At 69.4% G+C, this 12,462-nt stretch carries 12 protein-coding genes; 10 read left to right on the top strand and 2 right to left on the bottom strand.

Annotated features, from left to right (window positions below; translation table 11 throughout):
- The first annotated feature begins 129 nt into the window (after positions 1–129).
- Genes deoC through ACFQRE_RS07460 form a run of 9 tightly spaced genes read left to right on the top strand, consistent with a single transcriptional unit; the run spans position 130 to position 9,532 of the window.
- Positions 130–1,152 (top strand): deoxyribose-phosphate aldolase, encoded by a 1,023-nt coding sequence (deoC, locus tag ACFQRE_RS07500; protein WP_380120654.1) that lies wholly within the window; start codon positions 130–132, stop codon positions 1,150–1,152.
- Positions 1,153–1,162: 10 nt separating this feature from the next.
- Positions 1,163–2,611 (top strand): aldehyde dehydrogenase family protein, encoded by a 1,449-nt coding sequence (locus tag ACFQRE_RS07495; RefSeq protein WP_380120652.1) that lies wholly within the window; start codon positions 1,163–1,165, stop codon positions 2,609–2,611.
- Entirely contained in the window at positions 2,608–3,522 is a 915-nt protein-coding gene (locus ACFQRE_RS07490) for an aldehyde dehydrogenase family protein (RefSeq protein ID WP_380120650.1), read from the top strand. Before ACFQRE_RS07495 ends, ACFQRE_RS07490 begins: the two co-directional genes overlap by 4 nt.
- A complete protein-coding gene (locus ACFQRE_RS07485) occupies positions 3,519–4,142 on the top strand; it encodes a uridine kinase family protein (protein WP_380120648.1) in 624 nt (207 codons plus the stop codon). The genes ACFQRE_RS07490 and ACFQRE_RS07485 overlap by 4 nt, the downstream gene beginning before the upstream one ends.
- Positions 4,143–4,176: 34 nt before the next feature.
- On the top strand, positions 4,177–5,391 hold the full coding sequence (locus tag ACFQRE_RS07480) for a glycerophosphoryl diester phosphodiesterase membrane domain-containing protein (protein ID WP_380120646.1): 1,215 nt from the start codon (positions 4,177–4,179) through the stop codon (positions 5,389–5,391).
- The gene (locus ACFQRE_RS07475) at positions 5,370–6,020 is read left to right on the top strand and encodes a DUF4129 domain-containing protein (RefSeq protein ID WP_380120644.1); all 651 of its coding nucleotides are present in this window, start codon (positions 5,370–5,372) and stop codon (positions 6,018–6,020) included. Before ACFQRE_RS07480 ends, ACFQRE_RS07475 begins: the two co-directional genes overlap by 22 nt.
- Positions 6,017–7,210, top strand: coding sequence for a DUF4350 domain-containing protein (locus ACFQRE_RS07470; protein ID WP_380120642.1), 1,194 nt, complete (start codon positions 6,017–6,019; stop codon positions 7,208–7,210). Before ACFQRE_RS07475 ends, ACFQRE_RS07470 begins: the two co-directional genes overlap by 4 nt.
- Positions 7,207–8,232, top strand: coding sequence for an AAA family ATPase (locus tag ACFQRE_RS07465; RefSeq protein WP_380120640.1), 1,026 nt, complete (start codon positions 7,207–7,209; stop codon positions 8,230–8,232). Before ACFQRE_RS07470 ends, ACFQRE_RS07465 begins: the two co-directional genes overlap by 4 nt.
- Positions 8,233–8,239: 7 nt before the next feature.
- Entirely contained in the window at positions 8,240–9,532 is a 1,293-nt protein-coding gene (locus ACFQRE_RS07460) for a DUF58 domain-containing protein (RefSeq protein WP_380120638.1), read from the top strand.
- Positions 9,533–9,606: 74 nt separating this feature from the next.
- Here the strand turns inward: ACFQRE_RS07460 and ACFQRE_RS07455 are convergent, their stop codons facing one another.
- Positions 9,607–10,428 carry an RDD family protein gene (locus ACFQRE_RS07455; protein WP_380120636.1) on the bottom strand — a complete coding sequence of 274 codons (822 nt, stop codon included), beginning with the start codon at positions 10,426–10,428 and terminating at the stop codon, positions 9,607–9,609.
- Between the two features lie 43 nt (positions 10,429–10,471).
- Here ACFQRE_RS07455 and ACFQRE_RS07450 point away from each other — a divergent pair, with 43 nt between their 5' ends.
- Positions 10,472–11,467, top strand: coding sequence for a stage II sporulation protein M (locus ACFQRE_RS07450; RefSeq protein ID WP_380120634.1), 996 nt, complete (start codon positions 10,472–10,474; stop codon positions 11,465–11,467).
- Between the two features lie 80 nt (positions 11,468–11,547).
- Here the strand turns inward: ACFQRE_RS07450 and ACFQRE_RS07445 are convergent, their stop codons facing one another.
- Complete coding sequence (locus tag ACFQRE_RS07445) at positions 11,548–12,408, bottom strand: hypothetical protein (protein ID WP_380120631.1); 861 nt, start codon at positions 12,406–12,408, stop codon at positions 11,548–11,550.
- Positions 12,409–12,462: the final 54 nt, after the last annotated feature.

The raw sequence follows: 12,462 nt of genomic DNA, 5'->3' as shown, positions 1-12,462 counted from the left end.
AGGCCTGCGCGCTGCAGCAAGAACAACTGGATCTGGGCCCCACGCGCAGAATTCGCCATGCGCTCCGACGTAGCCGCAGTCGTCTGTCGAAGGAGGCAGCGGGTCTTCCTGCGCGGATACACTCCGGGGGTGAGCACCACAAAGACGGCCGTCGACGCTGAGCTCGACGCAGCGGCCCGCGCCAGAGAACTCCTCGGAGTCTCCCGGTTGACCAATCAGTCCCTCACCCGCTGGCTCCACGGGCTGCCGGGCGTCGACCAGGTCGGCTGCGAAGCCCGAGCCGCTGACCTCGGCACCCGATCCATCAAGACGACGAGCAAGGCGTGGGCCATCGACCTCGCCATCTCAATGATCGACCTCACGACCCTCGAAGGTGCCGACACCAGGGGACGCGTGCGCGGCCTCGCCGCCAAGGCCCTCGTCCCCGACCCGAGCGACCTCAGCACACCGCGCCCCGCCGCGGTCTGTGTCTACGGCGACATGGTCGAGACCGCCAAGGAAGTCCTGGGCAACAGCGGCGTCAAGGTTGCAGCCGTCGCCACCGCCTTCCCCAGCGGCCGCGCGAGCCTGCCCGTCAAGCTCGCCGACACCAAGGACGCGGTCAGGGCCGGCGCCGACGAGATCGACATGGTCATCGACCGGGGCGCGTTCCTGTCGGGCGACTACCTCACGGTCTTCAACCAGATCGTCGAGGTCACAAAGGTCTGCGAACGCGGCGACGGAACGCGTGCGCGGCTCAAGGTCATCATGGAGACGGGCGAGCTCAACACCTACGACAACGTCCGCCGCGCCAGCTGGCTCTCGATGCTCGCCGGTGGCGACTTCATCAAGACGAGCACCGGCAAGATCCAGCCCGCCGCAACGCTTCCCGTCACCCTGACCATGCTTGAGGCCGTCCGCGACTGGCGCGACCTCACCGGCACCCAGGTGGGTGTCAAGCCCGCCGGCGGCATCAAGACGAGCAAGGACGCGATCAAGTTCCTCGTCACCGTGAGTGAGATCGCCGGCGACGACTGGCTCGACAACCACTGGTTCCGCTTCGGTGCGAGCAGCCTGCTCAACGACCTCCTCCTCCAGCGCCAGCGGATGACGACCGGTGCCTACTCGGGCGCCAACTACATCGCCGACGACTCCCCTTCCACGGCCTACTGAGGATTCCCCGATGCCCAAGTTCGAATACGCACCAGCTCCCGAGTCACGGGCCGTCGTCGACCTCCAGAGCTCCTACGGACTCTTCATCAACGGCGAGTTCACCGATGGCTCCGGAACCAGCTTCAAGTCGATCAGCCCCGCCACCGAAGAGGTCCTCGCCGAGGTCTCCGCGGCGAGCGAAGCGGACATTGACAACGCAGTCGCGGCCGCCCGCAAGGCATACACGCGCGTCTGGTCCAAGATGTCCGGCGCCGATCGCGGCAAGTACCTCTACCGCATCGCCCGCATCCTCCAGGAGCGCGCACGCGAGTTCGCAGTCCTCGAGACCCTCGACAACGGCAAGCCGATCAAGGAGAGCCGCGACGTCGACATCCCGCTCGCGGCGGCGCACTTCTTCTACAACGCTGGCTGGGCCGACAAGCTCGGGTATGCCGCGTTGCCCGGTGGTGCGAATCCGCAGCCTCACGGTGTGGTCGGGCAGATCATCCCGTGGAACTTCCCCATGCTCATGCTGGCGTGGAAGATCGCCCCGGCCCTGGCGACCGGCAACACCGTCGTCCTCAAGCCCGCCGAGACGACGCCGCTGACGGCGCTGCTCTTCGCCGAGGTGTGCCAGCAGGCCGACCTGCCCCCGGGTGTCGTCAACATCGTCACCGGCGCAGGCCCCACCGGTCAGGCGATCGTGGACCACCCCGGCATCGACAAGCTCGCGTTCACCGGCTCGACCGGCGTCGGCAAGATGATCGCCCGCGCCATCTCGGGCACCCGCAAGAAGGCCACGCTCGAGCTCGGTGGCAAGGCCGCCAACATCGTCTTCGACGACGCGCCGATCGACCAGGCCGTCGAAGGAATCGTCAGGGGCATCTTCTTCAACCAGGGCCACGTCTGCTGCGCCGGTTCGCGCCTCCTCGTGCAGGAGACCATCGCCGACGAGGTCGAGAGCCGCCTCAAGCGTCGCCTCGAGACCCTGCGCGTCGGTGACCCGCTCGACAAGAACACCGACGTCGGCGCCATCAACAGCCGCGCCCAGCTCGACCGGATCATCGCGCTCACCGACGTCGGCGAGGCCGAAGGTGCCGTGCGCTGGGACAACGGCTGCGAGCTCCCGAGCAAGGGATTCTGGTTCAGGCCAACGGTTTTCACCGGGGTCACCCAGACCCACCGCATCGCGCAGGAAGAGGTCTTCGGACCCGTCCTGTCCGTGCTGACCTTCCGCACCCCGCAGGAAGCGGTCGCCAAGGCCAACAACACGCCCTACGGCCTGTCCGCGGGGATCTGGACCGAGAAGGGTTCGCGCATCCTCTGGATGGCCGACCAGCTCAAGGCCGGAGTCGTCTGGGCCAACACGTTCAACCAGTTCGACCCGACGAGCCCCTTCGGCGGCTACAAGGAGTCCGGCTACGGCCGCGAGGGCGGCCGCCACGGACTCGAGCCCTACGTGAAGGGAACGCTGTCATGAGTCGTGTTGATGTGAAGAAGACCTACAAGCTCTACATCGGCGGCAAGTTCCCGCGCAGCGAGAGTGGTCGTTCCTACGAGGTGTATGCCGCGCCCAAAACCGGACGCAGAAGCACTGAGCCTTCAAGATTCCTGGCCAACGCGGCGCAGGGTTCGCGCAAGGACGCCCGCGACGCAGTCACCGCAGCGCGAGCCGCGCAGCCCGGCTGGGCCGGTGCCACGGCATACAACCGCGGTCAGGTTCTCTATCGCGTCGCCGAGGTCATGGAGGCGCGTCGCCCGCAGCTCGTCCAGGAGGTGCGCGATGCCGAAGGCCTCTCCCCCGGAGCGGCGGAAGCCGTTGTGTCACAGGCGATCGACCGCTGGGTCTGGTATGCCGGGTGGTCCGACAAGTACGTCCAGATCCTCGGTGGGCTCAACCCCGTGGCGGGGCCGTTCTTCAACATCTCCGGCTCCGAGCCGACCGGCGTCGTCGCCGTCCTCGCACCCCAGGAGTCGAGCCTGCTGGGTCTCGTGTCGGTCATCGCACCGGTCATCGTGTCCGGCAACGCCGTCGTCGTCGTGACGAGCGCCGACCGCCCGCTGCCCGCCGTCACGCTCGCCGAATGCCTTGCCACCTCCGACGTGCCCGGTGGCGTCGTCAACATCATCACGGGCAAGGCGTCCGAGATCGCGCCGTGGCTCGCGAGTCACCGCGACGTCAACGCCATCGACCTCGCCGGTGCCGCTGATGCCGAAGGCGTCGACTGGGGCGCCCTCGAGGAAGCCAGCGCCGAGAACCTCAAGCGCGTCCTGCGCCCCGCGGGCACGGGCGCGACTGCGGTCGAGCCCGACTGGACCGCCACCCCTGACCTGTCCCGACTCACCGCCTTCCTCGAGACCAAGACGGTCTGGCACCCCAAGGGCCGTTGACTCCGGCGCAGACCGGTCGGGCGCGCATCGTCGTCCTCGCCGGACCGAGTGGTGCCGGCAAGTCGCGGCTGGCCGAGCGACTCCACGCCTCCCACGGGTGGCCGATCGTTCGCCTCGACGACTTCTATCGCGACGAGGAGGATCCGTCGATGCCCCGGAGCGACGAGCTCGGGATCATCGACTGGGACCACCCGGACTCGTGGAACGCGTCCGAGGCAGTCGACGCCCTCGTCGAACTCGTCGACACCGGGTCCGCCGCGACGCCGGTCTATGACCTCTCCCAGAGTCGCGCGGTCTCCACGACGACCGTGACGGCCGGCCCGGACGAACTCATCCTCGCTGAGGGGATCTTCGCCGCCGAGATCGTCGCGTCCTTGCGCGACGCCGGCATCCTGCACAGCGCGTGGTGCATCCACCACCGACCGTTCGTGACCTTCGTGCGGCGGTTGGCCCGTGACCTCAAGGAGCGACGCAAGCCGCCGATGGTCCTTGTGCGACGTGGCCTTGCCCTGATGCGCGCCGAGCCCGAGGTCGTCCGTCGCCAGGTTGCGCTCGGCGCCGAAGCAGCACGCGCCACCGATGTTGAGGCACGGCTCCGCCCAGCGCACTCGCTCGGTTAGGGTTCGAGGCAGTCACTGCCACGGGGAGAAACAGATGAGCGACGAGGGTTGGACCGCACCTGGAGGGGGTTCCGGACGTCCGGAGCCGCAGCCACCGCAGCAGCCTTTCCCAGCGCCGCCCCAAGAGCCCGCGCCGGGGCAGTCCGGGTTCAGCCAACCGGGCCACCCCGGATGGGGACAGCCGGGAGCGGCAGGTGCGCAGCCGGCATACCCGGCGCAGCCGCAGTTCCAGCAAGCCCCGCAGCGACCGCCCTATGTGTCGCCGGGGCAACTCGACCTGCGACCGGGGATCATCCCGCTGCGGCCCCTGACGATGAACGACGTCTTCGGTGCGGTGTTCCGCGCGGTCCGAGGCAACGTCGGCGCCACCGTCGGGCTCGCCGCGGTGACCTCGCTCATCTTCCTCGTGCCGTTCACCGCGCTGGGGGCCTGGGTGTCGAGCCAGGAGGAGTCGATCTCGCTCGAGGAGTCGGTCACCAATGACACGGCCGGACTCCTGGGATCGCTCGGCTCGTTCATCCCGTCGGTCGGGTCGTGGTTGTCGACGATCCTGCTCACCGGATTCCTCGCCTACGTCATCGGTCAGGCCGCCCTCGGTCGCAAGGTCAGCGCCGGGGAGACGTGGCGCGGAACGATCCGCCGCATCTGGCCCCTCATCGGCGCCACGCTGGTGACCGTTCTCATCTACGTCGTCACCATCGGCGCGCTCGTCGCCGTGCCCATCGCTCTCCTCGTCGCCGGTGGCACGTCGGGCAGCGACGGAACGGTCGCCGCTGGAGTCGCCCTCCTCCTCTTCGCAGCGTTCCTCGCAGCACTCGCCATGCTCTTCCTCTGGACCCGCCTCGCGTTCGTCACCCCGTCGGTGATCCTCGAGAACCTCAGTGTGGGCAAGGCGTTCGCTCGCTCCTGGCGGCTCACGGGCGGGAACCTGTTCTGGAGGCTTCTCGGCATCCGGCTGCTCGCCGCGATCGTCATCGGCATCGCCGGATCGATCATCACTCTCCCCCTCGCCCTCCTCGCTGGGGGACTCGCGTTCACGGGCATCCCGCTCGACCAGATGTATGTCTGGCAGGCCGTGCTCAGCGGCGTCACCGGAGTCATCGCCGGCGCCATCACGACCCCGATCACGGCGGGTCTCGACGCTGTCCTCTACGTCGACCACCGCATCCGGCGAGAGGGCCTCGACGTCCAGCTCATCCAGACCGTGCAGGGGACGGCCGGCGCTCCGTGGCCACGCGCCTCGGCATGATCTTCGACGCGCCACCCCTGGACCCCTCCCGGAGCGAGGGCCGTCGCCTTCTGGAGGACGAACTCGCCAAGCCTCGGTATGCCGTGGAGCCCAGTCTGTGGGACCGCTTCCGTGAGTGGTTGTTCGGGCTCTTCGACGGCGCCGGAGGGCCCGGGCTGCCGGGTTGGGTGTTCGCGTTCGTCCTCCTCGTTGGCCTCGCCGTCGTCGCGCTGATCGTCGTGCTGCTGCTCCGCCCCGAGGCCCGGTCCCGCCGTTCAGGTGACGACCGCGGAGTCCTTGATGAACGCGGAGTCGACGCGGCGGCATACCGAAGTCGTGCGCAAGCTGCTGTGCGAGAACGTGATTGGGACACCGTCGTCCTCGACGCCTACCGTGCCATCGTCGCGTCCGGCGTGGAGCGGACCGTGCTCGACGCGTTGCCCGGGCGCACGGCCCACGAGGCGTCACTCGAACTGTCGCGAGCCTTCCCCACCGAGGGCAATGCCCTGCGGGCGAGCGCCGACCGGTTCGACGCGGTCCGCTACGGGCACGAGCGCGCCGCGGAGGACGAAGCCCGAAGGGTCCTCGCCCTCGACGAGCGGCTCACCCGGAGTCGTCCCGCTCTGACGCCCACCGGAGCGACGTCATGACGAGCCTGGCGCGCTGGCGCCGACCGGGGATGTGGGCCCTCGTGGTCGCGCTGGGTGTGGGTGCCCTCGCCGCCATCGCCATCGCGACGACACCGCCCGGCGACCCGATGGACCCCGAGGGTGTCGGTCCAGCCGGTGGGGCGGCCCTGGTCGCCGTGCTCGAGCAGAACGGCGTCGACGTCGAGTCCAGCTCGTCCATCGACGACACCGTGGCCGCACTCAGGCGCAGCGATGACGACACGACGGTCGTGGTCGCCAACACGAGCAACTTCGGCACGGGCGCGGCCACGACGCTGCAGCAGGAGTCCCTCGGCGTCGACCGCATCGTCGTGCTGTCCCCCTCAACCGAGCAGCTGCGGGCCCTGCGAGCCGACGCCACGGCCCTGGCCGTCGGCGCCGCCGTCCAGGTCGAGAGCCGCTGCGACATCGGCACCATCGACGAGGGCGACTCGCTGATCGGCATCGACACGCGCTATGAGGCTGGCAGCGGCTCGACCGAAGCCAAGGCGTGCTTCCCTCTCACCCTCCAGGCCGACGACGGGAGTGAAGAGGGCGAGGGCCAGCACGGCGCCGGGCTCCTCGAACTCCCCTCAACCTCGGGGCACCCGCAGATGACGATCGTCGGGAGCACGACCGGCTTCGCCAACGGGGTGATCACCCAGGAGGACAACGCCGCCATCGCCCTGCGACTGCTGGGTGGTTCGTCCCGGCTCATCTGGTACCAACCCGACATCGCCGACCTCGCCGACTCCGACAGCACCGGCGCCGACGACGGCTCGCTCCTGCCTCCCTGGATCCCGCCCACCCTCGCGATCGGCGCGGCAGGCCTCGTGATGCTTGCCCTCGTCCGGGGTCGCCGACTCGGGCGGCTCGTGCGCGAGCCGCTGCCGGTCGTGGTGCGTGCCGTCGAGACGACCGAGAGCCGGGGCCGGCTCTATCGACGAGCGCAGGATCGGCCACGCGCCGCCACGGTGCTCCGGCTCGCGACCCTCGACCGGCTTCGGTCACGCCTGGGCCTGCGTCGTGGAGACCCTGTCGACACGGTGGCCCGAGCCATCTCGGCCGCCACCGGACGCCCCGTGCGCGAGGTGCTCGATCTCGTCGCCGGCCCCCCACCCACCGATGACGCCGCCCTCGTGCGGCTCGCCCAGGACCTGTCCGACCTCGAGGAGAAGGCACACCGCCCATGACCGACAACCTCACGCCCGAGAACACCCCTCCCCAGCCTGCGGCTCCGCAGGCCGCGACCACCCAGGCCACCGCTCCGGAGGCCCGAGAGGCGCTGCTGCGGGTGCGCGCCGAGGTCGCCAAGGCGGTCGTCGGTCAGGACGCTGCAGTCACCGGCCTCCTCGTCGCCCTGCTCTGCCGCGGCCACATCCTGCTCGAAGGAGTGCCGGGCGTCGCCAAGACCTTGCTCGTCCGCTCCCTGTCACAGGCGCTCGACGTGCAGACCAAGCGGGTGCAGTTCACCCCCGACCTCATGCCCGGTGACCTCACGGGCTCGCTCGTGTTCGACGCGCGCACCAGTGACTTCACCTTCCGCCAGGGGCCGGTGTTCACCAACATCCTGCTCGCGGACGAGATCAACCGGACGCCCCCGAAGACCCAGTCCGCACTCCTCGAGGCCATGGAGGAGCGCCAGGTCAGCGTCGACGGTCAGCCGCACCCACTCGCACCGCCGTTCATGGTGGCCGCGACCCAGAACCCGGTCGAGTACGAAGGCACCTACCCCCTCCCCGAGGCGCAGCTCGACCGCTTCCTCCTCAAGGTCACCCTGCCGCTGCCACCCCGCTCCGACGAGGTCGCGGTGCTGCGGCGTCACGCCGACGGATTCGACCCGCGCGACCTCACCGCCGCCGGTCTTCGACCCGTGGCGTCGGCCGCCGATCTCGAGGCCGGGGCCGACGCGGTCCGCAAGGTCGAGGTCAGCGACGACATCGCGGCCTACGTCGTCGACATCGCCCGCGCGACCCGCACCTCTCCGTCGCTGTCCCTCGGCGTGAGCCCTCGCGGCGCGACCGCGCTCATGTCGACGGCGCGAGCGTGGGCCTGGCTCAACGGTCGTGGCTATGTCACGCCCGACGACGTCAAGGCGTTGGCCCACGCAACCCTCGCCCACCGGCTGTCCCTGCGTCCCGAGGCCGAACTCGAGGGTGTCGACGTCGCCGCGGTCCTCGACAGCGCCCTGGGCTCCGTCCCCGTCCCCCGCTGAGACGTTCATGGCACTGACCGCGCGAGCACTTTGGCTCGTCCTCCTCGGCATCGTGCCGGTGGTGCTTCGGCCCGCCGCGTCAACGGTGTGGCTGTGGCTGCTGCTCTGCGCGGTGGTCGTGGCGGTGGACGTCCTGCTCGCACCCAAGCCACGGACCCTGCGGTTCGAGCGAGCACTGCCGCCTTCCGTGCGGCTCGGCGAGTCGGTGAGCACCTCACTCCTCGTCACCAACCCCGGAACCCGCACCGCCCGCGGGCTCCTGCGTGACGCCTGGCCGCCGTCCACGGGAGCCGAGCTGACACGGCATACGCTCCGTCTGCCCGGCGGCGAACGCACCCGCCTCACCACCACCCTCACGCCGACGCGACGCGGCGACCGGATTGCCGACCGCGTCACCGTGCGTCTGCGTGGGCCCCTGGGGCTCGGCGCGCGCCAGGCCTCGATGGAGGTCCCGGGCCGGCTGCGGGTGCTCCACCCCTTCCCCTCGCGCAAGCACATCCCCAGCCGGCTGGCCGTCCTGCGGCAGCTCGACGGCCGCGCGGCGATGCGCACCCGCGGACAGGGGACGGAGTTCGACTCGCTGCGCGACTACGTCGAGGGCGATGACGTCCGCTCCATCGACTGGCGGGCGACCGCACGCCGTCAGGCCCTCGTCGTGCGGACGTGGCAGCCCGAGCAGCATCGCCGCATCATCATCGTTCTCGACACGTCCCGCACGAGCGCTGGCCGCATCGGTGACGCCCCGCGGCTCGACTCGGGAATGGATGCGGCCCTCTTCCTCACGGCCATTGCGGGGCACGCCCGCGACCGGGTGCACGTCATCGCGGGCGACAGGACGGTGCGCGCGCACGTCTCCGGTCACGACCGCGCGGCGCTGTTGCACGACGCCATCTCGGAGCTCGCGCCCGTCGATGCCCAGCTCATCGAGGCGGACTGGCGGCTGCTCGCGGCAGAGGTGACAAAGGTTGGCGCTCAGCGCGCGCTCGTCGTGCTCATCACGCCGCTCGAGTCGTCTGCTCTCGAGGAAGGTCTCCTCCCCGTCCTGCCAGCCCTGGCCTCCCGTCACCGCGTCGTCATCGCCTCGGTCGCCGACCCTGCCGTCGAAGCGTTGCGCCGTGGGCGAGGCACCGCAACAGACGTGTATGCCGCGGCGGCGGCCGAGCGGACCGTGGGCCTGCGTGCCCGGACGGCTGGAGCGTTCCGGACACTCGGGGTCGAGGTGCTCGACGAGACGCCCGACCGCCTGCCCCTCGCGCTGGTCGACCACTACCTCTCGCTCAAGCGCCAGGGCCTCCTTTGACCCCCTTCTCCCTTGCGTCTGCGCCGATGGCTGTTCTAGCCACCACATCCGCAGACGTTGCGAGGACTTCTGCGTCAGCCCAGCGGGTCGGGCGGGAGCAGGCGTTGAGTGCGCACGGCATCGGCCTGCATCCGGTCGAGGTCGCGCCGGCGGCGCTCGGCCAGGACCGCCCGCAGGATCCACTCCGGGTGGACACCCGGTGGCGGCGGAGGCGACACGTGTGTCAGAACCTGCGCGCAGAGGTCATGGCCGAGATGCTGACGCGACGCAGCGGTGAGGGCGCCAGTGCGCGTGAGGAACTGGCGCACGCCGATCGTGAGTGAGGCCGGCATCGCGCCGATGTCGGTGCCTCGCACCCAGTGCTCCAGCGCTGGCGGCGCTTCGGGCGGGGCCGTCACCTGGAGCTTGTGGCGCAACGACATGGCGTAGGTTCCGGCGGCCATGTCGCCGAGACGCTTGGCACGCGGATGGATCATGGCGGCGACAAGGGCGGGTGAACCGAGCAACATGTAGAACTCGACAAAACCGACCAGGTGCCGGATGGCGCTGTGCCGCACAGTGATCGGGCCGCCATCGTCGCGCACCGTGACCAGCCCCAGCGCGTACTTGCCCGGACTGCGACCGCGGGTCAGGGTCTCGAAGATCACCGGAAGCATCACCGTGAGCCCGACGGTGAGAACGATGCTCACCGCGGTCGCGACGGCCTCGGAGGTCCCGGCTGTGAGGACACCGAACACCACGAAGGAGAGGATCGCGAGGATGGCTGTGATCAGCAGGTCAATGGCGCGCGCGGCCATGCGGCTGGGGACACTCGCGACCGGGACCTCGACGGAGACACCCTCGCCAGTGACCAGGTCCTCACCGGCGTAGGTGCGATAGCCCCCGTCCACGCTCATGAAGTCGAGGCTATCCCGCCGCCGTCCCGCATAGAGTGGCGACGTGGATCTCGACGCCTTCATCGCCACCCATCTGGGTCAATGGCGTCGACTCGAGGAGCTCGTGGGTCGTCGCCGTCTCTCCGGCAGCGAGTCGGACGAGTTGCTCGATCTCTATCAACGGGTATCGACGCACCTCTCGGTCGTGCGTTCGGCCAGCCCGGACCCGTCGCTCGTGAGCTACCTGTCAGCGCTGCTCGCTCGGGCACGGCACACGGCCACGGGGTCCCGGACCACGTCGTGGGGTGACGCGGCACGGTTCTTCACCCAGACCTTCCCCGCTGCCCTCTATCGCACCCGCCACTGGTGGCTCGCCACGATGGTCGGCAGCGTCGTGCTGGCGCTCGTCGTCGGGGCCTGGGCGGTGCGGCACCCGGAGGTCTTCACGCAGCAGATGACTTCGGCCGAGATCGAGGCCTATGTGGGGACGGACTTCGAAAACTACTACTCGGAGTACCCGCACCATGAGTTCTCCACCCTCGTGTGGACCAACAACGCCTGGGTGGCGGCCCAGTGCATCGCCCTCGGGGTGCTGGGTCTGCCGGTGCTCTTCATCCTCGCGCAGAACGTCATCGGCGTCGGGATCGCCGGCGCCCTCATGGTGAGCCACGATCGTGGGTCCCTGTTCTTCGGGCTGATCCTTCCGCACGGGTTGCTCGAGCTCACCGCGATCTTCGTGGCCGCGGCGGTCGGGTTGAGGCTCTTCTGGTCATGGGTCGAACCCGGCGCACGCAGCCGCCTGGACGCGCTCGCGGCCGAGGGGCGCACCGCCATGGCGATCGCCGTCGGGCTCGTGGTCGTGCTCTTCGTGAGCGGCGGGATCGAGGGATTCGTGACCCCGTCGGGCCTGCCGACGTGGGCGCGCATCCTCATCGGGGTGGTCGCCGAGGCCCTGTTCTTCGCCTATGTCTTCGTCGTCGGTGGTCGCGCTGCCCGCGCCGGAGTCACCGGAGACGTCGCCGAGAGCGACCAGCCGGCCACGGCCCCCGTCGCCGCCTGAGAGGCGGGCTCGTTCCCACAACGTCTGCGGAAGTGGTTGCTGGAACCACCGCATCCGCAGACCTTGGGGCGCGAGCGCAGTCAGCCCTGCCAGCCTCTGGCGCGTAGGAGCTCCGCAAGCGCGTCGAAGAGCGGGTCCGGGTCGCATCTCAGCGTCAGCACGGACAGTGGGATCACGGCATTGCCTTGTGCTTGGAGATCCGTGATTCGCACTTCGTCGCGCATGGCGACTTCGAGTGCGTCGTGGCCTGCCCCGTTGACCTCCACGACGACGCGGTATCGCTTCCAGAAGACATCGAGAACACTTCTGCCCTGAGACAACCGACGAACGACCTGCCTGTCGGGTTCGGGAAGGCTGCGGCGTCGGCACTCGACGGCAAAGTCGAGTTCGTTCAGCGACTCGGCACCCAGAGAAATGTCGCGCAGCCCGGCCAACAGCGGTTTGCGGAATCGATGCCTCTTGATCGGGTCGAAGGCGACGGCGACCTCGTCCGCCCGTACGAGCTTTTGTTGGATCGGCATCACCATGCACAGCATGGCCTGGCGAAGCGAGACCGCCCACAACGCACCTTGGACGGTTGCGACAGCCGGATAGGAGCGCGGAAGTCCGAGCGATGTCGCATCCTTCGCAGTCCAGCGCCGGGTCTCGTGAAGACGCACTCCCGGAAGGGACTGCTTCTCACATCCCTTGGGCACCCAGATGTGGATCCCGGGCTCGACGTAGCCCTTCAGTCCGTCTGACTCCAGCGCGGTCATGCCACCCAGTCGAGCACCGGGTCCAACGGCAAGCAGCGCCTCACGCCACTTCGCCTCGCCGCTCGTCGCGACCGGGCTCGTGACGACACCCTTGCCAGGAAGTGTGCGCCAGCGCTCAGCGGCGACCATGGCCCGTCGGCGTCCGCGGCTCACTCCGGCGTCGCGCAGCACGGACAGGGGAACCACCCCACACCGATCATCAATGAGTGCGCTGAGGTCAGGGTGTGGTCGTTGGATAGG

Source organism: Knoellia pratensis (assembly GCF_042666395.1).
Classification (GTDB): domain Bacteria; phylum Actinomycetota; class Actinomycetes; order Actinomycetales; family Dermatophilaceae; genus Knoellia; species Knoellia pratensis.
Note: the sequence above shows the minus strand (reverse complement) of the source record. Positions and strands in the feature narration are given on the sequence as shown.